The sequence below is a fragment of the Komagataeibacter oboediens genome (assembly GCF_003207815.1).
GTDB classification, from domain to species: Bacteria; Pseudomonadota; Alphaproteobacteria; order Acetobacterales; family Acetobacteraceae; genus Komagataeibacter; species Komagataeibacter oboediens.
This window is the reverse complement of the sequence record NZ_NKTX01000010.1, coordinates 1-25302: the sequence shown is the minus strand read 5'-3', so window position 1 is coordinate 25302 and position 25302 is coordinate 1. Positions and strand designations below refer to the sequence as shown.

37 protein-coding genes are annotated in these 25302 nt (G+C 60.5%); 35 read left to right on the top strand and 2 right to left on the bottom strand.

Annotation, left to right across the window (positions count from 1 at the left end):
• Positions 1-255: 255 nt before the first annotated feature.
• The 35 genes from rpsL to CFR80_RS06765 all read left to right on the top strand — a co-directional run bounded on the left by rpsL (position 256) and on the right by CFR80_RS06765 (position 20221).
• Positions 256-627 carry a 30S ribosomal protein S12 gene (rpsL, locus tag CFR80_RS06935; RefSeq protein WP_023979007.1) on the top strand — a complete coding sequence of 124 codons (372 nt, stop codon included), beginning with the start codon at positions 256-258 and terminating at the stop codon, positions 625-627.
• 15 nt (positions 628-642) lie between these two features.
• Positions 643-1119, top strand: coding sequence for a 30S ribosomal protein S7 (rpsG, locus tag CFR80_RS06930; protein WP_007399617.1), 477 nt, complete (start codon positions 643-645; stop codon positions 1117-1119).
• Between the two features lie 93 nt (positions 1120-1212).
• Positions 1213-2403, top strand: a complete 1191-nt coding sequence (tuf, locus tag CFR80_RS06925; protein WP_010513087.1) for an elongation factor Tu — start codon at positions 1213-1215, stop codon at positions 2401-2403.
• A gap of 105 nt (positions 2404-2508) precedes the next feature.
• Positions 2509-2817: a 30S ribosomal protein S10 gene (rpsJ, locus tag CFR80_RS06920; RefSeq protein WP_007282720.1), complete on the top strand. Its 309-nt coding sequence runs from the start codon at positions 2509-2511 to the stop codon at positions 2815-2817.
• Positions 2818-2827: 10 nt separating this feature from the next.
• Positions 2828-3511: a 50S ribosomal protein L3 gene (gene rplC / locus CFR80_RS06915; protein ID WP_029329235.1), complete on the top strand. Its 684-nt coding sequence runs from the start codon at positions 2828-2830 to the stop codon at positions 3509-3511.
• Between the two features lie 12 nt (positions 3512-3523).
• The gene (rplD, locus tag CFR80_RS06910) at positions 3524-4138 is read left to right on the top strand and encodes a 50S ribosomal protein L4 (RefSeq protein WP_010513084.1); all 615 of its coding nucleotides are present in this window, start codon (positions 3524-3526) and stop codon (positions 4136-4138) included.
• A 35-nt stretch (positions 4139-4173) separates the two neighbouring features.
• Entirely contained in the window at positions 4174-4470 is a 297-nt protein-coding gene (locus tag CFR80_RS06905; protein ID WP_010513083.1) for a 50S ribosomal protein L23, read from the top strand.
• A gap of 16 nt (positions 4471-4486) precedes the next feature.
• Positions 4487-5317 (top strand): 50S ribosomal protein L2, encoded by an 831-nt coding sequence (gene rplB / locus CFR80_RS06900; protein WP_010513082.1) that lies wholly within the window; start codon positions 4487-4489, stop codon positions 5315-5317.
• A gap of 12 nt (positions 5318-5329) precedes the next feature.
• The gene (rpsS, locus tag CFR80_RS06895) at positions 5330-5608 is read left to right on the top strand and encodes a 30S ribosomal protein S19 (RefSeq protein ID WP_007399623.1); all 279 of its coding nucleotides are present in this window, start codon (positions 5330-5332) and stop codon (positions 5606-5608) included.
• Between the two features lie 2 nt (positions 5609-5610).
• Entirely contained in the window at positions 5611-6012 is a 402-nt protein-coding gene (rplV, locus tag CFR80_RS06890) for a 50S ribosomal protein L22 (protein WP_007399624.1), read from the top strand.
• A 3-nt stretch (positions 6013-6015) separates the two neighbouring features.
• Positions 6016-6693, top strand: coding sequence for a 30S ribosomal protein S3 (rpsC, locus tag CFR80_RS06885; protein ID WP_010506729.1), 678 nt, complete (start codon positions 6016-6018; stop codon positions 6691-6693).
• A gap of 53 nt (positions 6694-6746) precedes the next feature.
• Positions 6747-7163, top strand: coding sequence for a 50S ribosomal protein L16 (rplP, locus tag CFR80_RS06880; protein WP_007399626.1), 417 nt, complete (start codon positions 6747-6749; stop codon positions 7161-7163).
• Between the two features lies 1 nt (position 7164).
• A complete protein-coding gene (gene rpmC / locus CFR80_RS06875) occupies positions 7165-7401 on the top strand; it encodes a 50S ribosomal protein L29 (RefSeq protein WP_010513081.1) in 237 nt (78 codons plus the stop codon).
• Positions 7402-7414: 13 nt separating this feature from the next.
• Complete coding sequence (rpsQ, locus tag CFR80_RS06870) at positions 7415-7696, top strand: 30S ribosomal protein S17 (RefSeq protein WP_010513080.1); 282 nt, start codon at positions 7415-7417, stop codon at positions 7694-7696.
• A gap of 15 nt (positions 7697-7711) precedes the next feature.
• Positions 7712-8080 (top strand): 50S ribosomal protein L14, encoded by a 369-nt coding sequence (gene rplN, locus CFR80_RS06865; RefSeq protein ID WP_007399629.1) that lies wholly within the window; start codon positions 7712-7714, stop codon positions 8078-8080.
• Positions 8080-8400, top strand: a complete 321-nt coding sequence (gene rplX / locus CFR80_RS06860) for a 50S ribosomal protein L24 (RefSeq protein ID WP_010506725.1) — start codon at positions 8080-8082, stop codon at positions 8398-8400. The genes rplN and rplX overlap by 1 nt, the downstream gene beginning before the upstream one ends.
• Before the next feature lie 10 nt (positions 8401-8410).
• On the top strand, positions 8411-8980 hold the full coding sequence (gene rplE / locus CFR80_RS06855; protein WP_010513078.1) for a 50S ribosomal protein L5: 570 nt from the start codon (positions 8411-8413) through the stop codon (positions 8978-8980).
• Positions 8981-9086: 106 nt separating this feature from the next.
• Complete coding sequence (gene rpsN, locus CFR80_RS06850; protein ID WP_010513077.1) at positions 9087-9392, top strand: 30S ribosomal protein S14; 306 nt, start codon at positions 9087-9089, stop codon at positions 9390-9392.
• A 12-nt stretch (positions 9393-9404) separates the two neighbouring features.
• On the top strand, positions 9405-9803 hold the full coding sequence (gene rpsH / locus CFR80_RS06845; RefSeq protein ID WP_010506719.1) for a 30S ribosomal protein S8: 399 nt from the start codon (positions 9405-9407) through the stop codon (positions 9801-9803).
• Between the two features lie 10 nt (positions 9804-9813).
• Positions 9814-10347: a 50S ribosomal protein L6 gene (gene rplF, locus CFR80_RS06840; RefSeq protein WP_010513076.1), complete on the top strand. Its 534-nt coding sequence runs from the start codon at positions 9814-9816 to the stop codon at positions 10345-10347.
• Positions 10347-10709, top strand: coding sequence for a 50S ribosomal protein L18 (rplR, locus tag CFR80_RS06835; protein ID WP_025439063.1), 363 nt, complete (start codon positions 10347-10349; stop codon positions 10707-10709). The genes rplF and rplR overlap by 1 nt, the downstream gene beginning before the upstream one ends.
• A gap of 17 nt (positions 10710-10726) precedes the next feature.
• Positions 10727-11305: a 30S ribosomal protein S5 gene (gene rpsE / locus CFR80_RS06830; RefSeq protein ID WP_010513074.1), complete on the top strand. Its 579-nt coding sequence runs from the start codon at positions 10727-10729 to the stop codon at positions 11303-11305.
• Positions 11298-11486, top strand: coding sequence for a 50S ribosomal protein L30 (rpmD, locus tag CFR80_RS06825; RefSeq protein WP_010506714.1), 189 nt, complete (start codon positions 11298-11300; stop codon positions 11484-11486). Before rpsE ends, rpmD begins: the two co-directional genes overlap by 8 nt.
• 1 nt (position 11487) lies before the next feature.
• Positions 11488-11976, top strand: a complete 489-nt coding sequence (gene rplO, locus CFR80_RS06820) for a 50S ribosomal protein L15 (protein WP_010513072.1) — start codon at positions 11488-11490, stop codon at positions 11974-11976.
• A 158-nt stretch (positions 11977-12134) separates the two neighbouring features.
• The gene (secY, locus tag CFR80_RS06815; RefSeq protein WP_039732875.1) at positions 12135-13484 is read left to right on the top strand and encodes a preprotein translocase subunit SecY; all 1350 of its coding nucleotides are present in this window, start codon (positions 12135-12137) and stop codon (positions 13482-13484) included.
• Positions 13481-14140 carry an adenylate kinase gene (locus CFR80_RS06810; protein WP_010513070.1) on the top strand — a complete coding sequence of 220 codons (660 nt, stop codon included), beginning with the start codon at positions 13481-13483 and terminating at the stop codon, positions 14138-14140. The genes secY and CFR80_RS06810 overlap by 4 nt, the downstream gene beginning before the upstream one ends.
• A 233-nt stretch (positions 14141-14373) precedes the next feature.
• Complete coding sequence (gene rpsM, locus CFR80_RS06805; RefSeq protein ID WP_010513069.1) at positions 14374-14751, top strand: 30S ribosomal protein S13; 378 nt, start codon at positions 14374-14376, stop codon at positions 14749-14751.
• A 77-nt stretch (positions 14752-14828) separates the two neighbouring features.
• A complete protein-coding gene (gene rpsK / locus CFR80_RS06800) occupies positions 14829-15221 on the top strand; it encodes a 30S ribosomal protein S11 (protein WP_003621069.1) in 393 nt (130 codons plus the stop codon).
• Between the two features lie 121 nt (positions 15222-15342).
• Entirely contained in the window at positions 15343-16362 is a 1020-nt protein-coding gene (locus CFR80_RS06795; protein WP_010513068.1) for a DNA-directed RNA polymerase subunit alpha, read from the top strand.
• Between the two features lie 33 nt (positions 16363-16395).
• Positions 16396-16821, top strand: a complete 426-nt coding sequence (gene rplQ / locus CFR80_RS06790) for a 50S ribosomal protein L17 (RefSeq protein WP_010513067.1) — start codon at positions 16396-16398, stop codon at positions 16819-16821.
• 170 nt (positions 16822-16991) lie between these two features.
• The gene (locus CFR80_RS06785; RefSeq protein WP_029329233.1) at positions 16992-18035 is read left to right on the top strand and encodes an ABC transporter substrate-binding protein; all 1044 of its coding nucleotides are present in this window, start codon (positions 16992-16994) and stop codon (positions 18033-18035) included.
• Positions 18032-18796 carry an ABC transporter permease gene (locus CFR80_RS06780; protein ID WP_010513064.1) on the top strand — a complete coding sequence of 255 codons (765 nt, stop codon included), beginning with the start codon at positions 18032-18034 and terminating at the stop codon, positions 18794-18796. The genes CFR80_RS06785 and CFR80_RS06780 overlap by 4 nt, the downstream gene beginning before the upstream one ends.
• Positions 18797-18807: 11 nt before the next feature.
• Positions 18808-19620: an ABC transporter ATP-binding protein gene (locus tag CFR80_RS06775; RefSeq protein WP_010513063.1), complete on the top strand. Its 813-nt coding sequence runs from the start codon at positions 18808-18810 to the stop codon at positions 19618-19620.
• 102 nt (positions 19621-19722) lie between these two features.
• A complete protein-coding gene (locus tag CFR80_RS06770; protein WP_010513062.1) occupies positions 19723-19980 on the top strand; it encodes a hypothetical protein in 258 nt (85 codons plus the stop codon).
• Positions 19981-20041: 61 nt separating this feature from the next.
• The gene (locus tag CFR80_RS06765; protein ID WP_010513061.1) at positions 20042-20221 is read left to right on the top strand and encodes a DUF1328 domain-containing protein; all 180 of its coding nucleotides are present in this window, start codon (positions 20042-20044) and stop codon (positions 20219-20221) included.
• Positions 20222-20276: 55 nt separating this feature from the next.
• Here CFR80_RS06765 and CFR80_RS06760 read toward each other — a convergent pair whose 3' ends face one another.
• Both CFR80_RS06760 and CFR80_RS06755 read right to left on the bottom strand, forming a co-directional pair.
• Positions 20277-21845, bottom strand: coding sequence for an efflux transporter outer membrane subunit (locus tag CFR80_RS06760; protein ID WP_010513060.1), 1569 nt, complete (start codon positions 21843-21845; stop codon positions 20277-20279).
• A 5-nt stretch (positions 21846-21850) separates the two neighbouring features.
• Positions 21851-25147 (bottom strand): efflux RND transporter permease subunit, encoded by a 3297-nt coding sequence (locus CFR80_RS06755; RefSeq protein WP_010513059.1) that lies wholly within the window; start codon positions 25145-25147, stop codon positions 21851-21853.
• Positions 25148-25302: the final 155 nt, after the last annotated feature.

The window sequence follows — 25302 nt, the reverse complement described above, 5'->3', positions numbered from 1 at the left end:
CGCAAGGCTTGACTTTTGGTCAGTTTGCCCGTAGGTAACGCGCCCTCGGCTAGCCCTGTCTGAAAGACGTCGTTGGCCGTCGAATGCAGCATGCAGACATGCGGTGCCGCAGTCCGGGAATCGGGCTGCCCAGGCCGGATGTAAATATGATGCCCGAACGGATGGTTGTCATTCGTTGGGGTTTTGTTGTGAACGACAGTCGGCAACCAGATATGGGGTTGGCCGGCCGAATTTTGTAAGGATCGGGAAAGGCGTATGCCGACCATCAACCAGTTGATCGCGAAAGGTCGCGAGCCCGCAGCCAAACGCAACAAGGTTCCTGCTCTGCAGGGCTGTCCGCAGAAGCGTGGCGTTTGTACTCGTGTTTACACAGTCACACCAAAGAAGCCGAACTCGGCTCTGCGTAAGGTGGCGAAAGTACGCCTGACCAACGGTTATGAGGTTGTGAGCTATATTCCAGGTGAGGGGCATAACCTCCAGGAACATAGTGTTGTCCTGATCCGTGGTGGTCGCGTTAAGGATCTTCCTGGCGTGCGTTATCACATCCTGCGCGGCGTTCTGGACACCCAGGGTATCGCCAAGCGTCGTCAGCGTCGCTCGCTCTATGGCGCGAAGCGTCCTAAGTAAAAGGAATAACGAGGCATGAGTCGCCGTCATCGCGCAGTAAAGCGCGAGATTCTCCCCGATCCGAAATTTGGTGATGTCGTCATTACGCGTTTCATGAACGCCCTGATGTACGACGGCAAGAAGTCCACCGCCGAAGGGATCGTCTATGGCGCCCTTGAGGTGCTGCGTCGCCGTGGTGGCGCGGCTGCGGACCCTGTGGTCATGTTCCACAGCGCGCTGGACAACGTCAAGCCGGCTGTCGAGGTGCGTTCCCGCCGTGTTGGTGGCGCCACCTATCAGGTTCCGGTCGAAGTCCGGGCCGAGCGCCGTCAGGCGCTGGCAATCCGCTGGCTGATCGACGCGTCGCGCAAGCGGGGCGAGAACACCATGCAGGATCGTCTGTCGAACGAACTTCTTGATGCCGTCAACAATCGTGGCGCAGCGGTCAAGAAGCGCGAAGACACGCACCGCATGGCCGAAGCCAACAAGGCATTCAGTCATTACCGCTGGTAAAGGCGGTCTGTCCGGTATATCTACCGGCCCGGCTTCCGAAACGGAACTTTCCAACCCGACTCTCAGCACGAGGCTGAGTTAACGGAGAAAACGATGGCAAAGGCTAAATTTGAGCGGAATAAGCCGCACTGTAACATCGGTACGATTGGTCACGTCGATCACGGCAAGACCTCTCTGACCGCTGCTATCACCAAGACGCTGGCAAAGGCCGGTGGTGCGGAATTCAAGGCGTACGACATGATCGACGCCGCGCCGGAAGAGCGCGCCCGTGGCATCACCATCTCGACCGCTCACGTCGAGTACGAGACCGCGAAGCGTCACTACGCACACGTCGACTGCCCCGGTCACGCCGACTATGTGAAGAACATGATCACCGGTGCGGCGCAGATGGACGGCGCGATCCTGGTTGTGTCCGCTGCTGACGGCCCGATGCCGCAGACGCGTGAGCACATCCTGCTTGCCCGTCAGGTTGGCGTGCCGGCCCTGGTCGTGTTCCTGAACAAGGTTGACCAGGTTGACGATCCGGAACTGCTGGAACTCGTCGAAATGGAAGTGCGTGAGCTGCTGTCCGCTTACCAGTTCCCGGGCGACGATATCCCCATCATCAAGGGTTCGGCCCTGGTGACGCTGGAAGACGGTGATCCGGAAGTTGGCGAAAAGCGCGTTCTCGACCTGATGAACGCTGTTGACGACTACATTCCGCAGCCGGAGCGTCCGATCGACCGTCCGTTCCTGATGCCGATCGAAGACGTGTTCTCCATCTCCGGTCGTGGCACCGTGGTGACGGGCCGTGTCGAGCGTGGCGCCGTGAACGTTGGTGACGAAATCGAGATCGTTGGTCTGCGTCCGACGCAGAAGACGACCGTGACCGGCGTTGAAATGTTCCGCAAGCTGCTTGACCGCGGTGAAGCCGGTGACAACATCGGTGCGCTGCTGCGTGGCACGAAGCGTGAAGACGTTGAGCGTGGCCAGGTGCTGGCAAAGCCGGGTTCCATCACCCCGCACACCAAGTTCAAGGCAGAAGCCTACATCCTGACGAAGGAAGAGGGTGGCCGTCACACGCCGTTCTTCACCAACTATCGTCCGCAGTTCTATTTCCGCACGACCGACGTCACCGGCGTTGTTCACCTGCCGGAAGGCACGGAAATGGTCATGCCTGGCGATAACGTCGCCATGGATGTGGAGCTGATTGCTCCGATCGCCATGGATGAAGGCCTGCGCTTCGCTATCCGCGAAGGTGGCCGCACCGTTGGTGCAGGTGTTGTTGCTTCCATCACTGCGTGATTGGACAGTAACTGAAGTGTGGGATCCCGGTCGGAGCGATCCGGCCGGGTTTCCATTGCGGATCGGGTTCCCCCGAATCAGGTAAAGTTGGACTGAAACAGAAAGATGGACAACCAGAACATCCGCATTCGCCTGAAGGCGTACGATCATCGGGTGCTTGACAACAGCACGAAAGAGATCGTCAACACGGCGAAGCGTACGGGTGCGCGGGTTCGGGGTCCTATCCCGCTGCCGACGCATATTGAACGGTTCACCGTGAACCGCTCCCCCCACGTGGATAAGAAAAGCCGCGAGCAGTTCGAAATTCGGACCCATCGCCGGCTGCTCGACATTGTCGAGCCGACCCCGCAGACCGTGGACGCTCTCATGAAACTCGACCTCGCCGCTGGCGTGGATGTCGAGATTAAACTCTAAGGTCCAGACGATGCGCACCGGATTGATCGCAAAAAAGCTGGGTATGACCCGGCTGTTCAAGGAAGACGGCACACATGTGCCGGTGACTGTCCTGCAGGTTGATGATCTGCAGGTGGTTGATGTCCGTACGACCGAGCGTGATGGCTACACTGCCGTCCAGCTCGGGTCGGGCAAGGCCAAGGTCAAAAATGTGTCGAAGCCGAACCGCGGCCATTTTGCCAAGGCCAAGGTCGAGCCCAAGAAGAAGCTGGCTGAATTCCGCGTTGCGGATGATGCCGTCCTGGAAGTCGGGGCTTCTCTGTCCGCTACCCACTTTGTGGTGGGACAGAAGGTGGACGTTACCGGCACCAGCAAGGGTAAGGGTTTTGCCGGCGCGATGAAGCGCTGGAACTTTGCCGGTCTCGAAGCCACCCACGGTGTCTCGATCAGTCACCGTTCGCACGGTTCGACGGGTAACCGTCAGGATCCGGGCAAGGTTTTCAAGAACAAGAAGATGGCCGGCCATCTCGGTTCCGAGCGTGTGACCACGCTGAACCTCGAGATTGCGGCTGTTGACGCCGAAAAGAACCTGATCATGATCCGCGGCTCCGTGCCGGGTGGAAAGAATGAATCGGTTCTCGTTCGTGATGCGATCAAGAAGGCCCGTCATGCCGAGGCGCCGTATCCGGCGGCCCTGGTTGAGGCTGCGGGCTGAGGATAGAGGGCAATGGATTACGATATCAAAACCCTCGATAACGGAAGCGCAGGCAAGACCAGCCTTCCCGACGAGATTTTCGCCGCAACACCGCGCACGGATATTATGGCGCGTGTGGTGCACTGGCAGCTGGCAAAGCGCCGGGCCGGTAAGCATAAGGTCAAGGGCATGGGGGAAATCTCCGGCACGACCAAGAAGCCGTATCGCCAGAAGGGCACCGGCAGCGCCCGTCAGGGTTCGCTGCGTTCGCCGCAGTACCGCACAGGTGGTGTGGTCCATGGCCCGGTCGTGCGTGACCATGGCTATGACCTGCCCAAGAAGGTGCGCCGTCTGGGTCTGATTTCCGCGCTGTCGCAGAAGGCTGCCGAAGGGAAGCTGGTCGTGCTTGATGCCGCGACCGCCTCGGGCAAGTCTGCTGAACTTGCGAAGAAGCTGAAGGTTCTGGGCTGGACTTCCGCCCTGATCGTGGACGCCGCCGTTGAAGAAAACTTTGGCCGTGCCGCGCGCAACCTTCCGAAGATCGACATTCTCCCGACCATCGGTGCGAATGTCTATGACATCCTCAACCACGATGTGCTGGCCATTACCCGCGCAGGCGTGGAGGGACTGAAGGAGCGTCTGGCATGACCAACATCCTGGCAATCCGCAAAAAAGCGGAACGCATGTCGCGCGAAGCGATGTACGACATCATCCGCTCGCCCCTGATCACGGAAAAGGCCACGGCCCTGTCCGAGAAGAATCAGGTCGGTTTCAAGGTCGCGATCGACGCGACGAAGCCGGAAATCAAGGTGGCGGTCGAAACGCTGTTTGGCGTGAAGGTTCTGGGTGTCAACACGCTCATCCAGAAGGGTAAGGCCAAGCGCTTCAAGGGACGTCCCGGCCAGCGCTCGGATGTGAAGAAGGCGTTTGTCCAGCTTGCAGAAGGTCAGTCCATTGACCTGACCGCGAAGCTGGTCTGACGTGGGGTGACAAGAAATGGCATTGAAGCACTTTAATCCAGTTACCCCCAGCCTGCGCGGAACGGTTCTGATCGACCGCAAGGAGCTGTGGAAAGGCAAGCCCGTCAAGGGCCTGACCGAGGGGAAGAACAAGAGCGGCGGCCGTAACAACCACGGTCGCACCACCTCGCGTTTTATCGGTGGCGGACACAAGCAGTCCTACCGCTATGTCGATTTCAAGCGTCGCAAGTTCGATGTGGTCGGCACGGTGGAACGTCTGGAATACGATCCCAACCGTACGGCCTTCATCGCTCTCATCAAGTATGAAGATGGCGAGCTGGCCTACATCATCGCACCGCAGCGTCTGAAGGCAGGTGACCAGGTCGTTGCTGGCGCCCGGGCTGACATCAAGCCGGGCAACGCAATGCCCCTGTCGGCGGTTCCGGTGGGAACGATCATCCACAACATCGAGCTTAAGGCCGGTGGTGGTGGCAAGATCGCCCGTTCCGCTGGCACCTACGCACAGCTGGTCGGCAAGGATGTGGGCTATGCCCAGATCAAGCTGCAGTCCGGTGAACTGCGTGTCGTCCGTGCGGAGTGCATGGCCACCATCGGTGCCGTGTCCAACCCGGACAACATGAACCAGCATCTGGGCAAGGCCGGCCGTAACCGCTGGCTGGGCCGCCGTCCGCATAACCGTGGCGTCGTCATGAACCCGGTTGATCACCCGCATGGTGGTGGTGAAGGGCGGACCTCGGGCGGTCGTCATCCGGTTACGCCATGGGGCAAGCCGACTAAGGGTTACAAGACCAGGGTCAACAAGCGTACGGACAGTCTGATTATCCGTCGCCGGAAGACCGGCAAGTAAGGGGCATTTAAGATGGCACGTTCCGTCTGGAAGGGCCCGTTCGTGGACGGGTATCTGCTGAACAAAGCCGATGCATCGCGCGCGTCGGGCCGTAACGAAGTGATCAAGATCTGGTCGCGTCGATCCACCATCCTGCCGCAGTTCGTCGGACTGACGTTCGGCGTCTATAACGGGCACAAATTCCTGCCGGTGCAGGTTTCCGAGAATATGGTGGGGCACAAGTTCGGTGAGTTTTCACCGACCCGTACCTTCACGGGTCATTCTTCGGACAAGAAAGCGAAGCGGGGCTGATCATGAGCAAGCCTAAGCATCCGCGCACGCTCGCGGAAACCGAGGCGCAGGCGCTGACGCGGAACATCCGCATCAGCCCGCGCAAGCTGAACCTTGTTGCGGGTCTGATCCGCAACAAGCCGGCCGCGCAGGCGATCGCCACCCTCACATTCTCCAAGCGTCGTATCGCCCAGCAGGTCAAGAAGACCCTGGAAAGTGCGATCGCCAACGCCGAGAACAACCATCAGCTGGACGTTGACCAGCTGGTTGTTGCCCGTGCAGAGGTGGGCAAGTCGATCGTGATGCGTCGTTTCCACGCGCGTGGTCGTGGCCGTTCGGCCCGCATCGAGAAGTTCTTCAGCCACCTGACTATCGTCGTGGCGGAAAAGAAGCCCGAAGCTGAAACCGAAAAGAAGGCGGCCTGATCCATGGGACATAAAGTTAATCCGATCGGGCTGCGGCTCGGTATTAACCGGACATGGGACAGCCGCTGGTATGCTGATGCCGACTATGCGCGTCTGCTGCATGATGACCTGAAGCTGCGGTCCTACCTGCGTCGCAAGCTGTCGGGTGCCGGCGTGTCCCGCGTGGTGATCGAACGCCCGGCCAAGAAGCCGCGCGTGACCATCTATGCGGCACGCCCGGGTGTGGTGATTGGCAAGAAGGGCCAGGACATCGATGTGCTGCGCAAGGATCTTGCCCGTATGGCCAAGACCGATGTCGCGCTGAATATCGTCGAGATCCGCAAGCCGGAAATCGATGCGACCCTGGTGGCCGAAAACATCGCCCAGCAGCTGGAACGTCGTGTTGCCTTCCGTCGCGCCATGAAGCGCGCCGTGCAGTCCGCCATGCGTCTTGGTGCGCAGGGGATCCGGATCAACTGCTCGGGCCGTCTGGGCGGCGCGGAAATCGCACGCGTTGAATGGTATCGTGAAGGCCGCGTGCCGCTGCATACGCTGCGTGCGGACATTGATTATGGTGTGGCGACCGCCAAGACGACCTATGGCACCTGTGGTGTGAAGGTCTGGATCTTCAAGGGTGAGATTCTTGCCCATGATCCGCTGGCGCAGGACCGTCGCGCCGCCGAACAGGCCCCGCAGCGCTAATTGCGGGGTCCAATGGACCTAGATGCGCCAGGCGGCGCGTGAGGATTTAGAAAATGCTTTCTCCCAAGCGGACAAAGTACCGCAAGGCCCACAAGGGGCGTATTCATGGGTTGGCCAAGGGTGGCACAACCCTGAATTTTGGGGCTTTTGGCCTGAAGGCGCTGCAGCCTGAACGGATCACTGCCCGCCAGATTGAGGCTGCCCGTCGTGCCATTACCCGCGCCATGAAACGTGCCGGTCGTGTCTGGATTCGGATTTTCCCTGATCTTCCGGTCTCGACAAAGCCCGCAGAAGTGCGTATGGGGTCCGGCAAGGGGTCGCCCGAATATTGGGTGGCTCGTGTGAAGCCGGGTCGAATCCTGTTCGAGATCGAAGGCGTGCCGCCGGAAGTCGCGCGTGAAGCGCTGGCTCTTGGCGCGGCAAAGCTGCCGATCAAGACGAAGTTCGTGACCCGTATCGGAGAGGCGTGAGATGGCAAAGGCAACAAAGCCGGCCGATCTGCGTGCCAAGACTGTTGAAGAACTGGATACGCTTCTCATCGATCTGAAGCGCGAGCAGTTCAATCTTCGGTTTCAGCACGCGACCGGTCAGACCGAGGGGCAGTCCCGCATGCGCGAGGTTCGTCGTGAAATCGCGCGTGTGAAGACTGTTGCAACCGAGGTTGTGAAGAAGAGTTCCGCTGGCCACGCGCCGGCAGTAAAGTCCTGAAGGGAGACGGGCGATGCCAAGGCGCGTCCTGACCGGACGGGTAACCAGCGACAAGATGGACAAGACCGTAACGGTTCTTGTCGATCGTCGCGTTATCCATCCGTTGTATAAGAAGTTCATTCGTCGCTCGAAAAAGTATGCGGCGCATGACGGCTTGAATGAATGCAAGGTGGGCGACACGGTACGCATTGAAGAATGCAAGCCGATTTCCCGCCGCAAGACCTGGACTGTCGTTGTCCGGAATGGTCAGCCGCTTGCGGCTGCCGCCGGTGCCACGTCTGGTACGCAGGCGTAAAGAAGGGCATAGACCATGATCCATCCCGAGACCAACCTTGACGTGGCCGACAATTCCGGCGCCCGTCAGGTGCAGTGCATCAAGGTGCTGGGCGGTTCCAAGCGGAAGACTGCCTCGGTCGGCGACGTGATTGTCGTGTCCGTCAAGGAGGCCATTCCCCGCGGTAAGGTCAAGAAGGGCGATGTGCACCAGGCGGTGATCGTTCGCACCTCTTACCCCGTGCGTCGCGCCGATGGCAGCGCCATCCGCTTCGACCGCAATGCGGCCGTGCTGATCAACAAGCAGCAGGAGCCGATTGGTACCCGTATCTTTGGCCCGGTCGTACGCGAACTGCGTGCGCGCAAGTTCATGAAGATCATCTCGCTGGCACCGGAGGTGCTGTAATGGCTGCTCGTATCAAGAAGGGTGACCAGGTTCTGGTCACCACCGGTGGTTCCAAGGGGACCCGTGGCGAGGTTGTTACAGTCCTGCCCGCAGCCAACAAGGCTGTCGTGCGCGGCGTGGCGATTGCAAAGCGTCATACCCGTCCTTCCCGCATGGGTGAGCAGGGTGGCATTGTCCAGAAGGAAATGCCGGTTCACCTGTCCAACCTGAAGCTGATCGATCCCAAGAGCGGTGACCCGACGAAGGTCGGCTTCCGCGTCCTGGAAGATGGTCGTAAGGTTCGTGTCGCCAAGGCGACCGGCGAAGTTATCGAAGGCTGAGGAGGCGGGTATGTCTGAAGTGAACGAAGCCCGCCCTGTGCCGCGCATGCAGAAGCGCTACCAGGAAGAGCTGCGCGCGAAGCTGCGTGAGCAGTTCGGGTACAAGAACGAGATGCAGGTTCCGCGTCTTGAGAAGATTGTCCTGAACATGGGCGTGGGCGAAGCTGCCGGTGACCAGAAGAAGCTGGATGCCGCCGTCAAGGAAATGACCCTGATCGCAGGTCAGAAGCCGGTCAAGACCGTGGCCAAGAAGGCCATCGCCGGTTTCAAGATCCGTGAAGGGCTGCCGATCGGGTGCAAGGTGACGCTGCGTCGTGCGCAGATGTTCGAGTTCCTGGATCGTTTCGTGACGATCGCCCTGCCGCGCGTGCGTGATTTCCGCGGGCTGCCGGCGAACAAGGGTTTCGACGGGCGTGGCAACTTTGCGATGGGCCTGAAGGAACAGATTGTCTTCCCGGAAATCGAATACGACAAAGTCGACGAAATCCGTGGCATGGACATCATCTTCGTGACCACCGCGAAGACGGATGCGGAAGCAAAGGCTCTGCTCAAGGCGTTTGATCTGCCCTTCGCTGCATAAAAATGTAGCGAAAGGGCTTCCGTCTGAAGTCCAGAAGACCTAATACACACGTTGTTTGGAAAACCGTTGGGACTGGCCCAACAGGTTCCGGAGGGTAAAACAAGGCATGGCCAAAATTTCCGCCGTTAACCGGAATGCCAAGCGCGAGCGCATGGCAAACCGGGACCGGGCTAAGCGGACTGCATTGAAGAACATCATCATGGACCGGTCTCTGCCGGTTGAAGATCGATTTGATGCATCGCTCAAGCTTGCTGAACTTCCTCGCAATGGTTCGCGCGTTCGCGTGCGTCTGCGCTGTAAGCGGACGGGACGTCCCCGCGCCAATTACAGAAAGTTCGAACTCTGCCGTATCGCCCTGCGTGACCTGGCCTCCAATGGTCAGATCCCGGGCATGGTCAAATCGAGCTGGTAAGGGCAGGGAACGATGTCACTTTCTGATCCTTTGGGTGATCTGCTCACCCGGATCCGCAATGCGCAGCGTGCACGGCATGCTGCATGCGTGGCGCCGGCTTCCAAGCTGCGCGCCAGTGTTCTCGAGGCCCTGCGCCGCGAGGGATATATCCGTGGTTTCTCCCGCGAGGAACTGCGTAAAGGTGTGGCCCAGCTGCGCATCGAGCTGAAGTACCTCGATGGTGAGCCGGTCATTAAAGAAATCCACCGTGTGTCCAAGCCGGGGCGCCGCGTCTATTCCAAGATCAAGGAACTGCCGCGTGTGTATGCCGGGCTGGGCGTGTCGATCCTGTCGACGCCGCGCGGTGTTCTGTCCGATGCGGAGGCCCGCGCTGCCAATGTTGGCGGTGAAGTCCTCTGTCGTGTATTCTAAGGAGGGATAAATGTCGCGAGTGGGCAAATATCCCGTCGAATTACCGTCGGGCGTTCAGGTTTCCATTGCTGACGGTGTGCTGACGGCAAAAGGCAAGCTGGGTGAACTCAAGCTGCCGCTGTCCAGCCACGTTTCGGTTGATGTTGCGGATGGCAAGGTTGCCGTCAAGCCGGTCGACACCCAGGCACAGGCCCGCATGATGTGGGGAACAACCCGTTCCCTGATCGCGGGTATGGTCAAGGGTGTGTCCGAAGGATTTTCCAAGACGCTGGAAATCTCCGGGACAGGTTATCGTGCCGCGGTGCAGGGTAAGAACCTGGTCATGAACCTTGGTTATTCGCATGACATCGTCTATGCGATTCCCGAAGGGATCAAGATCACGACCCCGCGTCCTACGGCGGTCACGGTCGAAGGCATTGACAAGCAGCGCGTTGGTCAGGTCGCACTGGACATCCGCAGCTTCCGCAAGCCCGAGCCCTACAAGGGCAAGGGTGTCCGTTATGAAACGGAAACCATCCGTCGCAAGGAAGGTAAGAAGAAATAATGAGCACGCAGAAGGATCTGCGGGAACGGCGGCGTCAGCGCCTGCGTTTCCAGCTTCGCCGCAAGAGCGGTGGCCGTCCGCGTCTGTCGGTGTTCCGTTCGGGCAAGAACATCTACGCGCAGGTGATCGACGATGCTGCTGGCCGGACCCTCGCCGCAGCGTCAAGCCTGGACAAGGACCTGCGTACGACCCTCAAGGGTGGTACGGACGTCAAGGCAGCGGGCGCAGTCGGCAAGCTTCTGGCGGAGCGTGCGGTGGCTGCAGGTGTGTCGAAGGTCGTTTTCGACCGCGGCGCGTATCTCTATCATGGGCGTATCAAGGCCCTGGCGGAGGCTGCCCGTGAGGGCGGTCTCTCGTTCTGACGAAAGGGTCACGCATAATGGCACGTGAACCGAGAGAAGGCGGCCGGGGTGGTCGCGATCGCGACCGCGAAGGCGATGATCTGGTCGACAAGCTGGTCACGATCAACCGTGTTGCGAAGGTGGTAAAGGGCGGTCGCCGCTTTGCATTCGCAGCTCTGGTTGTTGTTGGTGACCAGAAGGGTCGTGTCGGGTTCGGTGCGGGCAAGGCCCGTGAAGTTCCCGAGGCGATCCGCAAGGCGACCGACCGCGCCAAGCGGACAATGATCCGTGTTCCCATGAAGGAAGGCCGTACGCTGCATCACGATGTGGCCGGTCACTTCGGCGCGGGTAAGGTTGTTCTGCGCTCCGCTGATGCGGGCACGGGCATCATTGCCGGTGGTCCGATGCGCGCAGTGTTTGAAAGCCTGGGCATCAATGACGTGGTGGCGAAGTCCCTCGGGACCCGGAACCCGCATAACATGGTGAAGGCAACGTTTGCCGCGCTGGAGCGTTGCGCCAGCCCGCGTTCGGTTGCCAACCGCCGTGGCAAGAAGGTTTCGGACATTCTGGGGCGCCGTGAGGCTGCGGTAACGACGGAGGCCACGGCCGATGTCTGATACCAAGGCAAAAGTGCGCGTCACCCAGGTGCATTCCGGGAACGGACAGAAGCCGGGTCAGCAGGCTACGCTAATTGGCCTCGGCCTGAACAAGATTGGTCGTACGCGTGAACTGGAGGACACTCCTTCGGTTCGCGGTATGATCCGCAAGGTGTCCCACCTGATCAAGGTGGAGGATTGAGATGAACCTGAACGAACTTCGTGACAACGAAGGCGCGCGCTATACCAAGAAGCGTCTTGGTCGCGGCATCGGCTCTGGCAAGGGCAAGACGTCGGGCAAGGGTGTGAAGGGTCAGAAGGCGCGTTCCGGTGTGTCCCTGAACGGTTTTGAAGGCGGCCAGCTGCCGATCTATCGCCGGCTGCCCAAGCGTGGATTCAAGAACATTTTCCGCAAGGAATATGCGATCGTGAATCTGGGCGTGCTGGACAAGGCGATCGCGGCAGGCAAGGTCGATGCCAACGCTGTCGTGACGGAAGAAGCCCTGACCAAGGCTGGTCTGGTTGGTTCCGGTCGTTTCGCCGGCATCCGCCTTCTGGCGGACGGTGAACTGAATCATGCCGTCACCATTGAAGTGTCGGGTGCTTCGGCTGGTGCCGTCGCCGCTGTCGAAAAGGCAGGCGGAAAGGTGCAGGTCAAGGCGCAGAAGCAGCAGGCTCCTGCCGCGGAATGACCGGTCCCGGGAGCAGGCACGTTCTGTACCCGGAGCATAATAAAAGCGATGCTGCTTGCACTCGGCGGGCGCATCGCTTTATTACTTTTTGCGGTTTTTTTTATCATGACAGCGTCCCGCTTCCAGCGGTGGCGCTGTTCTTGTGAAAGGATGGGCGCATGGCCTCCGCGGCCGAACAGTTGGCTGCCAATCTGAATTTCAATTCCTTTGCCAATGCAACGGAGCTGAAAAAGCGTATCTGGTTCACGCTGGGTGCGTTGATCGTATATCGGATTGGCACCTATATCCCCGTTCCTGGCGTCGATGCGACGGTGATGGGGCAGCTTCTGGCCCGGCATCAGGGCGGGATTCTGGGCATGTTCGATATGTTTACCGGTGGTGCGCTGGGGCGTATGACCGTGTTTGCACTGAACATCATGCCCTATATCAGTGCCTCGATCATCGTACAGCTCATGTCGGCAGCGATCCCTTCCCTTGAGGCCCTCAAGAAGGAAGGGGAAGGCGGACGGCGCAAGCTGAACGAATATACCCGGTACCTGACGGTGGTGATCGCGCTGTTCCAGGCTTATGGGATCGCCATCGGGCTGGAGAACATGCATACCGAGGCCGGATCTGCGGTCGTCTCTCCCGGTCTGTTCTTCATCGTGTCGTGTGTGCTGACCCTTGTGGGTGGGACCATGTTCCTGATGTGGCTGGGTGAGCAGATCACGTCGCGGGGGGTCGGGAACGGTATCTCGCTGATCATCTTTGCCGGTATCGTGGCGAACCTGCCCAATGCACTGGCCAGCCTGTTCCAGCTTGGCTACACGGGCGCGCTTTCGCCGTTCTTTGTGCTGGTCTTCCTGGTGCTGGCAGCCGTGACGATCGCCTTCATCGTGTTCATGGAACTGGCGCAGCGGCGTGTGGTGATCCAGTACCCGAAGCGACAGGTCGGACAGCGCATGTTCGGGGGCGATTCGACCCACATGCCGCTGAAGGTAAATACGGCGGGGTCGATTCCGCCCATTTTCGCGTCATCCGTACTGCTGATTCCCGTTACGATTGCCGGATTCGTAAACAATAGTTCCATGCCGGGCTGGCTCTCCTTCCTGGGACAGGAACTGGGGCAGGGACAGCCGTTATACATGCTGTTCTATGCCGCGATGATTGTCTTCTTCTCCTATTTCTATGCGGCGGTTACCTTCAACCCTCAGGAAACGGCGGAGAACCTGCGCAAGCAGGGTGGCTTTGTGCCGGGTATCCGTCCTGGTGCGAATACCGCAGCCTTCTTTGACCGGATCCTGACGCGCATCACGACCATTGGCGCGCTCTATCTTGTCGCGGTCTGCCTGTTGCCGCAGATCCTGATCAGCCATTACAACGTGCCTTTCTATTTTGGCGGCACGAGTCTGATCATTATCGTGACGGTGACGATCGATACGGTGACGCAGGTGCAGTCGCATCTGGTTGCGCACCAGTATCAGGGACTTATGCGCCGGGGACGGGGCAGAAAGGGCAGAATGCGGTGAATATTATCTTTCTTGGTCCGCCGGGTGCCGGTAAGGGCACTCAGTCAAAGCGGCTGGAAGAACGGTATGGAATCGCCCAGATCTCGACGGGTGACATGCTGCGTGCGGAAGTCGCGGCCGGAAGCCCGCTGGGGCAGAAGGTCAAGACCATCATGGCAGAAGGCAGGCTTGTGCCGGATGACCTGATCATTGCCATGATCGAAAACCGCATCCGCCAGCCTGACTGTGCGAAGGGGTTCATCCTGGATGGCTTCCCGCGCACGCGGGCACAGGCAGAGGCGCTGGACCAGATGCTGACGCGCAGTGGCCAGCATATCGACGCCGTGTTGCTGCTGGATGTTGATGAGAACGCCCTGGCGGACCGTATTGCGGGGCGTTACACCTGCGCCAGGTGTGGCGCGGGATATAACGATCTGTTCAAGAAGCCGAAGGTGGCAGGCACATGTGATGTCTGTGGCGGACATGAGTTCATTCGCCGGGAAGATGACCGGCGGGACACCGTGGCCGCGCGCCTGAAGGCCTACCGTGAACAGACCGCACCGATCCTGCCGTATTACGAGGAAAAGAAGCGGCTGTACCGTGTTGACGGGATGGCGGACATCGATGCAGTGACCAAGGAAGTCTTCGCTGTTATCGATCGTATCACGAAGAAGTGATGCAAAATAATTGACTCGCATGGGGGCAGCAGTATATTGCGCGCCCTCAAGGTATGAGCGTCGTATGAGTCGGCCATGATGGCACGGCTCGTATGGCCGGAATGAATGATGATGGGGTTGGCCGGTTTCGAAACCGGTATGTTCACGGCGCTCCTGCCAATCGGGCAGGTGGTGTGAAGCAGCCCTGCCTGATAGTTAGTGCCCTGAAGCAGGGCGGACGAGGAGTAAGTGGCGTGGCACGTATTGCCGGCGTGAACATCCCAACCAACAAACGGGTCACCATTGGCCTGCGTTATATCTATGGTATCGGGGCTACCAAGGCCCAGGCGATCTGCGACCAGCTGGCAATCCCGGCTGAGCGGCGCGTGAACGAGCTGTCTGATGACGAGATCGGCAAGATCCGTGAACTGATCGACAGCAAGTATCGCGTGGAAGGTGATCTGCGCCGCGAAGTGGCGATGAACATCAAGCGTCTGATGGATCTTGGCTGCTACCGTGGTCTGCGTCACCGGCGTGGGCTGCCTGTCCATGGTCAGCGGACTCATACCAACGCCCGTACCCGCAAGGGTAAGGCCGTGGCTATTGCGGGCAAGAAGAAGGCAACCCGCTAATCAGCGGATTGCCCGGTATGTAAGCATGGTGGCCGCCCGCCCCATGCGCCGTTTGAACTGACAGGATCGAGAAAACTATGGCGAAAGCTGCGGCTCCGCGTATTCGCAAGAAAGAGCGGAAAAACATCATTTCCGGTGTGGCGCATGTGCTGTCCACCTTCAACAACACCATGATCACCATTTCGGATGCACAGGGCAATGCAATTGCCTGGTCGTCCGCAGGTGCCCAGGGCTTCAAGGGATCGCGCAAGTCCACGCCGTATGCGGCGCAGGTTGCTGCCGAAGACGCGGGCCGCAAGGCGCGTGAACACGGCATGGAAACGCTGGAAATCGAGGTTTCCGGTCCGGGGTCGGGGCGTGAAAGCGCACTGCGTGCCCTGCAGGCAGTCGGTTTCTCGATCACGGCCATCCGTGACATGACGCCGGTTCCGCACAACGGCTGCCGTCCGCGCAAGCGTCGTCGCGTCTGAACCGCATTCTGCTTAGTCGTATTCCCCCGCATGCGGGGGAAGATTGTCATTCCGGTGCCCCCATGCGGGGTACCATCTGTTACCGGACCTGGTGGCAGATCAGTCTTGAAAGGCCATTACCTTGGTCCTCCAGAAAAACTGGCAATCCCTGATCAAGCCGGAAAAGCTGGAAGTCGAACCGGGGGCGGAACCTTCACGTATTGCGACCGTCGTGGCCGAACCGCTGGAACGCGGTTTCGGCATGACGCTGGGCAATGCGATCCGTCGGGTTCTGCTGTCGTCCCTGCAGGGGGCTACGGTTACGGCAATCCAGATTGACGGCGTGCTGCATGAATTCTCGTCGGTGGCGGGTGTTCGTGAAGACGTGACCGACATCGTCCTCAACATCAAGCAGCTCGCACTGCGGATGCATGGTGAGGGACCCAAGCGCATGGTGCTGACGGCCACGGGGCCGGGCGAAGTGCGTGCCGGACAGATCCAGACCGGTCATGATATCGAAGTCATGAACCCCGATCTGGTAATCTGCACCCTGGACGAAGGGGTGAAGTTCGGGATGGAATTCACCGTGAACATGGGCAAGGGCTATGTCCCCGCGGCGGCAAACCGCCCGGAAGACGCGCCGATTGGCCTGATCCCGGTTGATGCCATCTACTCGCCCGTGCGGCGCGTGTCCTACAAGGTGGAGCAGACCCGCGTGGGTCAGGTCACCGATTACGACCGCCTGCTGCTGACGGTCGAGACAAATGGCGCCGTAACGCCGGAAGATGCCGTGGCGCTTGCCGCGCGTATCCTTCAGGACCAGCTTCAGCTGTTCATCAACTTCGATGAACCGCGCACCGTGCGTACGGAAGAGCCGCAGGATGACCTGCCGTTCAACCGTAACCTGCTGCGCAAGGTTGACGAACTGGAACTGTCGGTCCGTAGCGCGAACTGCCTGAAGAACGACAACATCGTCTATATCGGTGATCTGGTTCAGAAGACCGAGCAGGAGATGCTGCGCACCCCGAATTTCGGCCGCAAGTCGCTCAACGAGATCAAGGAAGTCCTGACCGCCATGGGGCTTTCACTGGGTATGAATGTCCCGGCCTGGCCGCCGGAAAATATCGAAGATCTGGCGAAGAGGCTCGACGAGCCGTTCTGATCCTCCGAACCGGATAAAACAGGAAATTACATCATGCGTCACGGTGTTGCCGGCCGTAAGCTCGGCGTTACCTCGTCCCATCGACTGGCCATGTTTCGCAACATGGCTGTCGCCCTGATCAAGCACGAACAGATCACCACCACGCTGCCCAAGGCGAAAGAGCTGCGCCCGGTTGTGGAAAAGCTGATCACCCTTGGCAAGCGTGGCAACCTGCACGCCCGCCGTCAGGCTTTCGCCCAGCTGCGTGACGACAAGATCGTGTCCAAGCTGTTCGACACGGTGGCTGACCGTTACAAGGCGCGTCAGGGTGGCTACACCCGCGTGCTGCGTGCCGGCATGCGCCACGGTGATGCGGCCGATATGGCTGTGATCGAACTGGTTGATCGCGATGTGTCGGCAAAGGGCAAGGACAGTGGTCCGCGCCCCGAAGCCAACCAGGAAGATCACCTGGCAGCCTGAGGAACTTCGGTTCCTGCGTGAAAAAGCCCGGCCTCTGGCCGGGTTTTTTTATGTCGCCATGGAATCCAACATTTTTTCATCGTTATATAGATATTCAATCGCGATTATGTATATTTCGATATCACATTGATACGCAGGATCGGGCCTGCGCAGCAGACAGGGCTTCAGCCATGACAGGATCAGTTTTGGGGCGTGCCATACGCCGTGGACTTTATGCCGTGACCGCCATGATCGGTCTGTGCGGCAGTGTTCACGCGGCAACGGTGCGCGTGGGGTATATTCCGGTCATTGGTTCGGCGCCGCTGTTTGTCATGCAGGGCAAGAACTGGGCGCGGGATGCAGGGATCGACATGCAATTGGTCCGCTTCCAGTCCGGCCCACAGGCCATTCAGGCACTGGTATCGGGCAAGATTGATGCCTATGTGGCGGGCGTGCTGCCCCTGCTGCAGGCCCGGGCGCATGGTGTGGATGTGAAGGTTGTCGCGAGTGCGGCAACGGAGGAACTGGAAGTAGTCTCCCGCGGGGCGCTGGCCGCCGACCTGCCGGAACAGCCCGTTGCCCTGACACCCGATGCGCTGCGTCAGCTTTTTGCGGATTTCGCCACGAAGGCAGGCCATAAGCCCAAGATCGCGGCCCAGCCGCTCGGGTCCGTGCCCGATACGTTGCTGCGCTACTGGCTCAAGGCCCGGAACGGGCTGGAACCTGCCGATGTGGCGGATATTGTCGGCATTGATATCGATGCCGCCCAGCAGGCGTTCCTGGCAGGTGCGGTGGATGGCGCCATCCTGCGTGAACCGGCGCTGACCATTATCCGCCATCGTATGCCCGGCATGCGGGTGCTGGCGTCGGGGCATGACCTCATGCCGGGCCAGCCGGGTTCCGTGCTGGCAATCGTCAACGAGGATGCGCCAGACCGTGCAGCGTGGAAGACCGCGTTCCTGACCAGCTTCGTCAAGGCGACGCACCTGCTGGCCACGGATCCGGAACAGGCGGAACCCTATGTGCAGCAGGCGCTGGGCGGTGGCATGCTGCCCAGAGACATCATCATCGAGGCGCTGAAGGTTTCAGCCTCCAATTACGTATCCGATCCCGCCAGCATCGTGGATGCGGTCGGCAAGCTGCAGGATTTTGAGGTGCAGAGTGGCCTGCTGCACAAGGCGGAACCCGTGGCCTCGCTGTTCGATCTCGAGAGTTACCGGCAGATTGCGCAATGACGCTGACCCGTTCCGTCTGGATGCGCCCGCTTCTGGGCGCGGTGGGCCTTGTCGTGCTGTTTGGGGGATGGGAAGCGGTAATCCGGCTGGGCTGGGTGCCATCCGGGCTGGTGCCCGCGCCGAGCAGCCTTGGCCCGGCATGGCTGGGGGAAGTGCGTAGCGGCGCATGGGTTCAGGCCATTCGCGATAGCCTGACCCATTACCTGATGGGGCTGGTCGTCGGTTCGGTGCTGGGCACGCTCATCGGCCTGTTATGCGGGACAGTGTTCCTGCTGGACGGACTGCTGTCCGGTGTCGTGCGGGTATTGCGGCCCATACCGGGTCTGGCATGGGTGCCATTCGCCATCCTGTGGTTCGGGCTGGATACCGCCGGGGCCACCTTCGTGATCGCCATTTCGGTTTTCTGGATCAATTTCTACGCTGCGTACGGGGCCGTGCAGGCCATCGACCCGGACCTGTATGAAGTCGCCGCCTCCTTTGGTCATGGCGGGTTCTGGGCGCGGCTGCGCACGGTTGTCATTCCGGCCTCGGCCCCCGGTGTGCTGGCAGGGCTGCGCACGGGGCTGGGGCAGGCATGGATGTCGGTTGTCGCGGCCGAACTGTTTGGCGTGCCGGGAATTGGCGCGCGGATGATGCAGGCGTCCAGCCTGCTGGCGACCGACCTTGTGGTGGTCTACATGCTGACCATGGCGCTGCTCTATGCCCTGACTGACACGGTTTTCATGGCGGTGCGCAGGCGGCTGCTGGGGTGGCAGGGGTGAACGCGGTGGTTATGGATAATATCACGACAGCCGCGGTCCCGGGTGATGTGGTGGTCAGGCTGGAAAATATCGGCCTGTCACATGACCATGGGCGCAGCTTCATCCTCCGGCATGTGAATCTGGACATCAGGCGGGGTGAATTCGTCGCGGTGCTGGGGCCATCGGGTGTTGGCAAATCCACGTTGCTGCGCGTCATCATGGGGCTGATACGCCCCAGCGAGGGCACGGTCAGCCTCCATCCGTCCCCGACGGCGGCCCATCGTCCGGCGGCAATGGTGTTTCAGGATGCCAAGCTCATGCCGTGGCGCAGTGTGCGGCGGAATGTGGAACTGGGGCTGGAGGGGCTGGGCCTGACACGGCTGCAGCGGCGGGAACGGGCCATGGCGGCGCTGGATCTCGTCGGGCTTGCGGACATGGCGGAGCGGTGGCCACGCCAGCTTTCGGGTGGACAGCGCCAGCGCGTGGGGGTCGCGCGCGCACTGACGGTCGAACCGGACCTGCTGCTGATGGACGAACCATTCGGCGCGCTGGACGCCATTACGCGCAGTGCCCTGCAGGACGAACTGCTGCGGATCCATGCTCGGCGGCAGGGGACCGTACTGTTCGTGACCCATGATCTGGACGAAGCCCTGATCCTTGCAGACCGGATCATCATTCTGGAGGGGCATCCCGCCGGGCTGCGGGGTGATTTCACCGTTGGGCCACGCCCACGCGATCATACCGCCCCGGCAATGCGTGCCATGGCCGAGCGCATGCGCCGGCTGATTGCGGGTGAGGATGATCCGGGCGCGGATGCGGCCTATTGGCAGGCATCGGAGATATGATAAGTCTGCACCAACGGGTCTGTTGCCTGCAGGCATGAAGGCATAGGGCAGTGGGGGACGGGCTTTCGCGTCTCCCCTATGGCAAGCAAGGGAATACGGAACATGACAAATCCCCCCAATTTTGAAGCGCATCTGGAAGAAGGTATTGGCCGGCTTCAGGATGGTCTGGATGGCTTTGTCGGGGATGCCGGCACCCCGCTATCCGCGCGCCTGCAGGGCGCAAGCGGCGTAGCCCAGCGGGGCATGGGCGAAATTCTGGATACCGTGCGTGACGTGACGGCGGATCGCCCGCTGTTTGCGCTGGTGGGGGCGTCCGTGCTGGGTTTTCTGGCAAGCGTCTTCCTGCGGCGCCGGGGCTGAAGGCAACATATATGGTGCTGCCGCGTTGGGGCAGCATGACTGATTTGCAGGGAAAAATGCCATGCTGAAACTGGCGCTGTTTTTTTTGATTGTATCACTGGTCGCCGGGCTGTTTGGCTTCAGTGGCATTTCCGCCGTTTCGGCAGGAATGGCAAAAATACTGTTCTTTGTTGCCATTCTGGCATTTGTGATTGTGGTTCTGATCGTGCTGCTCTCGGCCAGATCGCTTTTCAACCAGTAACCCGCTACCCATAAAAAAGCCCCTGTCACCATTGGTGCAGGGGCTTTTTTCTGACCTATTTGTTGGTGTCCTTCTGAATGAAGGACGGCAGCAGGGGGTTGTCCTTCTGCAACGAGTTTTTCGATGGCAGGCGTGACGCATCCCATCCGCCGCCCAGCGCCTGCACCAGGCTGACACTGTCCACCATGCGCTGCTGCTGGATCCCCAGCAGGGTTTCGGCATCGCTCAGGGCCGAGTTCTCGTTGGTGATCACGGTCGTATAGATTTCCGTTCCAGCCCGGTACTGGTTCAGCGAGACTTCGACCGTGCGGTTGGCAAAATCCAGTGCCTTCTGCTGCTGCACGGACTGCTGGGCCAGGATGCGCAGGTTGGACAGCTGATCTTCCGTGTTCTGCAATGCCGTCAATACGGTCTGGCGGTAGGTGGCGACAGCATTGTCGTACTGGGCATTGGCTTCATGCACGGCGGCAGTGCGCGACCCGCCTTCAAACAGGATTTCGGTTGCGGATGCCCCCAGTGACCAGACGCGGTTCATTGCTGACATGAGAGAGGTTACCGGGTCGCCGCCGCTCTGTTCATAGCTGGCGTTGATGGTGATGTCCGGATAGAACGCGGCCATGTCCGCGCCAATCATGGCGTTGTACTGCTCCATCGTGCGCTCGGCCGCGGCAATGTCGGGGCGGCGCTGCAACAGGTCGGCCGGCACCGAGACCGGAATGGGCGGCACCGTGCGCGACAGCTGCGCCGGGGCGATGGTGACATCGGCGGGCGGCTTGCCAATCAGCACGGCAATCGCATGTTCGTACTGTGCGCGGTTGATCCCTGCCTGTATCAGTGATGCACGGTTCTGTTCCAGCGTCGTGCGCGCCTGAAGGACGGCGGTGGGATCGGCTGTGCCGGCGTCAAACTGGTTCTGGGTGATCCGTAGCGCCTGTTCGTTGAAATTGACATAACGCTGCAGCAGGTCCGTCAGGCTGTCCTGGTAGCGCATGTTGAAATAGGCCGTCGCCAGCTGTGCCTGATACGACAGCGTGGCATTGGCCAGGTCGGCGGCACTGGCCTGCGCCGCGGTCACCTGTTCCTGCACCTGCCGCCGGATCTTGCCCCATATGTCCAGATCCCAGCTGGCGCTGGGACCGATGTCATACGTGTTGTAGGTCGAACCCGCCTTTGCATAGTTGCTGCCCGACGAGGACAGCGAACCCGCGCCATGTCCGTCACGGTCAAAGCCCAGGCTGCCGCTTATGGTCGGGAAAAGCTGCGCGCGCACGCTGTCGATCAGGGCGCGGGCGTTACGGTAACTGGCTTCGTATTCCTTGATGTTCTGGTTGGAAATCGCAACCTGCGATTCCAGACCGTTCAGGACGGGATCGTTATAGATGGTCCACCAGTCGTGCTTGGGCAGTTCCGCCAGCTTCGGGTTGGCCATTTCCCATCCCGGTTCGGGGCGCAGTTCCTTGAAACGGGGGGAAACGATGGCGGCAGGACGGTGGTATTTCGGCCCGACCATGCATCCCGCCAGCGCCAGAAGCGGCAGGGCCGCCAGTGCAAGGCGCGCTGAACGGCGGGCGGTGGAAGATGGACGGATGGCGGCGCGGGCGGGGGATGGCGGGAAAGGTGTCATCCGGATCAGGAATCCTGCTGGTGGGAAAGACGATGGCGTCGGGACAGCCGTCCATACAGCCGGTTGAATTGCGTGCGGCAGGCTACCCCCAGATGGTCGAGATAGAGATAGACAACCGGTGTTGTGTAAAGGGTAAGCGCCTGGCTGACGATCAGCCCGCCTACAATCGCAATGCCCAGCGGGCGGCGCAGTTCGGAACCGTAGCCGTGGCCGAATATCAGGGGCAGCGCGCCCAGGGCGGCGGCAAAGGTGGTCATCATGATCGGGCGGAAGCGCAGCAGGCAGGCGGTACGGATCGCCTCCAGCGCGGTATGGCCTTCGTCACGTTCGGCGGTGATGGCGAAATCCACCAGCATGATGGCGTTTTTCTTGACGATGCCGATCAGCAGGATCACCCCGATCATGGCGATCAGGGAAAATGCCTCACCAAAAAACTGCAGCGCCAGCAGCGCCCCGACCCCGGCCGAAGGCAGGGTGGACAGGATGGTCAGGGGATGAACGTAGCTTTCGTACAGGATGCCCAGCGTCATGTACACCGCGGCAAGGGCCGCAAGGATCAGCAGCGGTTCATTGTTGACCGATTTCTGGAACTGCGCCGCGTTGCCGGCAAAATTGCCCTGGATATTGGCGGGCATGTGCAGGCGCACGGTCTCTTCATTGATGATCTGCACCGCCTGGCTCAGCGGGACACCATTGCTCAGGTTGAACGAAACCGTGGTGGACACCGACTGGCCGTCATGATTGATGCTCAGCGCCGTCTTGGTGGGTTTCAGCACGGAAACCAGCGTCAGCGGCACCATGGATTCCGAACTGGTGGAAACGGCGGACCCGGTGGAGGTGCTGTTCCCGCCCGCCAGCGTATTGGCGATCTGGTTGCGGAAGGACTGTTCGCTCAGCTGCGATTGCGTGGTGCCCGTATCGGTCTTGACCCGGATGGTGTTGGACTGCGTGCCGCCCCCCGCCGTGCCGCCGGCAACACTGACCCACACCTGCTTGAGTGTCGTGGGATCCTGCCAGAAACGCGGCTCGACTTCCATGACCACGCGGTACTGGTTGAGGGAATTGTAGATGACCGAGGCCGAACGCTGCCCATAGGCGTCATACAGCGTATTGGACACAAGCTGTGGCGTAATGTTCAGGCGGCTTGCGGTATCACGGTCGATCTGCACATCGAGCGCCGACCCGCCCTGCAGCACGTCCGATGAAATGTCGGACAGTTCGGGATGTTTCTGCAGCGCGGTGACCAGCAGCGGCGTCCATTTGTACAGATCTTTCGAGGAATCGGAGTGAAGCGAATACTGGTAGGCCGCATTGCTCTGCCGTCCGCCAATGCGCAACTGCCCGGGTGCGGACATATAGAAGGTCGCCCCCGTCATGTTGCGCAGCCGGCGCGTAATGCGGGCAATGGTCTGTGCGGGCGTATCGTTGCGTAACGACTTGTCCTTCAGAGTCACGAACATGTTGGCCTGGTTGGAACTGCCGCGCCCCCCCATGAAGCCCATGACATGAACTACATCCCGATCCGCAAGGACGGCCTGCTGCGTGGTGGCGATCTTGCTCTGCATGGCCTGGAACGAAATGGACTGGTCGCCCATCAGGTGGCCCATCAGCATGCCGGTGTCTGATTCGGGAAACAGGCTCTTGGGCATCTTGATGAACAGGCCGACCATGATGGCAATGGTCACGGGCAGGGACAGGATGGTGATCCGGCGGTGCGTGATCGCCCATTCCAGCGAACGGGCATATCCCTGCTGGGTCGCATTGATGCCGGTTTCCAGCCACATGCCGATGCGCCCGAACACACCGGTGGACCGGGGCACTTCATGCTGGCGCAGCAGGTGGGCCGTCATCATGGGGGTCAGCGACAGCGACAGCCCCATGGAGACGACAATGGTGATCGACATCGTCATGGCGAATTCATGGAACAGCCGCCCCGCCACACCACTGAGCAGCAGGATGGGCAGGAACACCGCAATCAGCGATACCGTGATGGACATGACCGTGAACGCCACCTCGCGCGTGCCCAGCAGGGTGGCCTGCAGGCGGTCCATGCCCGCTTCCATGTGACGACTGATGTTTTCCACCACCACGATGGCGTCATCCACCACGAATCCGGTGGAAATGGTCAGCGCCATCAGCGAAAGATTGTCGATCGAATATCCCAGCAGCCGCATGACGCCAAAGGTGGTGATGATGGATGTCGGCACCACAATGGCGGGAATGATGGTAATGCGGGGCGAACGCAGGAACAGCAGCACCACCAGCACCACAAGGCAGACCGACAGCACCAGCGTGAACTGCGTATCGGCCAGCGCCGCGCGGATGGTGGTGGACCGGTCCATGAATTTGCCAAGGTCCACATCCGCCGGCAGGGCCTCGCGCAGCATCGGCAGCTTGGCGCGGATCTGGTCATTGGTGTTGATGATGTTGGCCCCCGCCTGCGCGAAGATGATGGCCAGCACCCCGGCCTTGCCATCCACGTACCCGGCGTTGCGCAGGTCCTCCACGCCATCATGGACATAGGCCACGTCTTCCAGCCGGACGGGACGGCTGTCGTGATAGGCCACGATCAGGTCGCGGTAGGCCTGCGCGTTATGCGCCTGGTCATTGGTCGCCAGCACGAAACGGTGGTCGCCCTGGTCAATGAAGCCCTTGGGCGTATGGGCGTTGGCCGATGCAAGGGCCGCGCGGATATCCTCAAACCCGATACCGAATTTGTACAGCGCCAGCGGGTTCATTTCCACCCGGACGGCCGGCAGTGAACTGCCCCCGATCTCAACCTGGCCCACGCCCTGTATCTGCGACAGGTGCTGCTGCAGCACGTTGGAGGCAAGGTCATACAGTTGCGGCGCAGTGCGCGTGCGTGATGTCAGCGCAAGGATCATGACCGGCGCGCCGTTTGGGTTTGCCTTGGAATAGCTTGGGTTCTGCCGCAGGGATGATGGCAGGTCCGCATGCGCCGCCTGCAGCGCGGCCTCTACATCACGGGCTGCGCCATTGATGTCGCGGTCAAGCGAGAACTGCAGCGTGATCCGCGCCTGATTGGCCGATGACTGCGATGTCATTTCCGTCAGGTCCGCGATCGCGCCCAGATGCCGCTCAAGCGGGGCCGCGACGGAGCTGGCGATTTCCTCTGGCGAGCCACCGGCCTGTTGCGCCTGCACCTGAATGACCGGGAAATCGACATTGGGCATGTCCGCCACCGGCAGCGTCAGGTACCCGATCACCCCCCCGATGATCAGGGCCACTGTCAGCAGGATGGTGGCGACCGGCCTGCGGACAAAGATGGACAGGGGGGTCACGTTAAAGCCTGCGGTCCGGGCAGACCGTCATTGCCGCCATTATCCACACTGCGGAACCGCCGCGCGAGCTTCTGGCTGATTCCATCCATGAGGAGGTAGATGACTGGCGTAGTGAACAGTGTCAGCAGCTGGCTGACGGCGAGGCCGCCGACGAT

Coding starts and splice junctions, on each gene's coding strand:
- rplC (WP_029329235.1), top strand. CDS start 2,828: ATGCGCACCGGATTGATCGCAAAAAAGCTGGGTATGACCCGGCTGTTC.
- rpsS (WP_007399623.1), top strand. CDS start 5,330: ATGGCACGTTCCGTCTGGAAGGGCCCGTTCGTGGACGGGTATCTGCTG.
- rplQ (WP_010513067.1), top strand. CDS start 16,396: ATGCGTCACGGTGTTGCCGGCCGTAAGCTCGGCGTTACCTCGTCCCAT.
- secY (WP_039732875.1), top strand. CDS start 12,135: ATGGCCTCCGCGGCCGAACAGTTGGCTGCCAATCTGAATTTCAATTCC.
- rpsG (WP_007399617.1), top strand. CDS start 643: ATGAGTCGCCGTCATCGCGCAGTAAAGCGCGAGATTCTCCCCGATCCG.
- rplF (WP_010513076.1), top strand. CDS start 9,814: ATGTCGCGAGTGGGCAAATATCCCGTCGAATTACCGTCGGGCGTTCAG.
- rplD (WP_010513084.1), top strand. CDS start 3,524: ATGGATTACGATATCAAAACCCTCGATAACGGAAGCGCAGGCAAGACC.
- rplB (WP_010513082.1), top strand. CDS start 4,487: ATGGCATTGAAGCACTTTAATCCAGTTACCCCCAGCCTGCGCGGAACG.
- rplX (WP_010506725.1), top strand. CDS start 8,080: ATGGCTGCTCGTATCAAGAAGGGTGACCAGGTTCTGGTCACCACCGGT.
- rplN (WP_007399629.1), top strand. CDS start 7,712: ATGATCCATCCCGAGACCAACCTTGACGTGGCCGACAATTCCGGCGCC.
- rpsK (WP_003621069.1), top strand. CDS start 14,829: ATGGCGAAAGCTGCGGCTCCGCGTATTCGCAAGAAAGAGCGGAAAAAC.
- rpsE (WP_010513074.1), top strand. CDS start 10,727: ATGGCACGTGAACCGAGAGAAGGCGGCCGGGGTGGTCGCGATCGCGAC.
- rpsL (WP_023979007.1), top strand. CDS start 256: ATGCCGACCATCAACCAGTTGATCGCGAAAGGTCGCGAGCCCGCAGCC.
- CFR80_RS06775 (WP_010513063.1), top strand. CDS start 18,808: ATGGATAATATCACGACAGCCGCGGTCCCGGGTGATGTGGTGGTCAGG.
- CFR80_RS06770 (WP_010513062.1), top strand. CDS start 19,723: ATGACAAATCCCCCCAATTTTGAAGCGCATCTGGAAGAAGGTATTGGC.
- rpsH (WP_010506719.1), top strand. CDS start 9,405: ATGTCACTTTCTGATCCTTTGGGTGATCTGCTCACCCGGATCCGCAAT.
- rpmC (WP_010513081.1), top strand. CDS start 7,165: ATGGCAAAGGCAACAAAGCCGGCCGATCTGCGTGCCAAGACTGTTGAA.
- tuf (WP_010513087.1), top strand. CDS start 1,213: ATGGCAAAGGCTAAATTTGAGCGGAATAAGCCGCACTGTAACATCGGT.
- rplR (WP_025439063.1), top strand. CDS start 10,347: ATGAGCACGCAGAAGGATCTGCGGGAACGGCGGCGTCAGCGCCTGCGT.
- rplO (WP_010513072.1), top strand. CDS start 11,488: ATGAACCTGAACGAACTTCGTGACAACGAAGGCGCGCGCTATACCAAG.
- CFR80_RS06765 (WP_010513061.1), top strand. CDS start 20,042: ATGCTGAAACTGGCGCTGTTTTTTTTGATTGTATCACTGGTCGCCGGG.
- rpsJ (WP_007282720.1), top strand. CDS start 2,509: ATGGACAACCAGAACATCCGCATTCGCCTGAAGGCGTACGATCATCGG.
- rplE (WP_010513078.1), top strand. CDS start 8,411: ATGTCTGAAGTGAACGAAGCCCGCCCTGTGCCGCGCATGCAGAAGCGC.
- rpsQ (WP_010513080.1), top strand. CDS start 7,415: ATGCCAAGGCGCGTCCTGACCGGACGGGTAACCAGCGACAAGATGGAC.
- CFR80_RS06785 (WP_029329233.1), top strand. CDS start 16,992: ATGACAGGATCAGTTTTGGGGCGTGCCATACGCCGTGGACTTTATGCC.
- rplP (WP_007399626.1), top strand. CDS start 6,747: ATGCTTTCTCCCAAGCGGACAAAGTACCGCAAGGCCCACAAGGGGCGT.
- rpmD (WP_010506714.1), top strand. CDS start 11,298: ATGTCTGATACCAAGGCAAAAGTGCGCGTCACCCAGGTGCATTCCGGG.
- rplV (WP_007399624.1), top strand. CDS start 5,611: ATGAGCAAGCCTAAGCATCCGCGCACGCTCGCGGAAACCGAGGCGCAG.
- CFR80_RS06905 (WP_010513083.1), top strand. CDS start 4,174: ATGTCGCGCGAAGCGATGTACGACATCATCCGCTCGCCCCTGATCACG.
- CFR80_RS06780 (WP_010513064.1), top strand. CDS start 18,032: ATGACGCTGACCCGTTCCGTCTGGATGCGCCCGCTTCTGGGCGCGGTG.
- rpsC (WP_010506729.1), top strand. CDS start 6,016: ATGGGACATAAAGTTAATCCGATCGGGCTGCGGCTCGGTATTAACCGG.
- CFR80_RS06760 (WP_010513060.1), bottom strand. CDS start 21,845: ATGACACCTTTCCCGCCATCCCCCGCCCGCGCCGCCATCCGTCCATCT.
- rpsN (WP_010513077.1), top strand. CDS start 9,087: ATGGCCAAAATTTCCGCCGTTAACCGGAATGCCAAGCGCGAGCGCATG.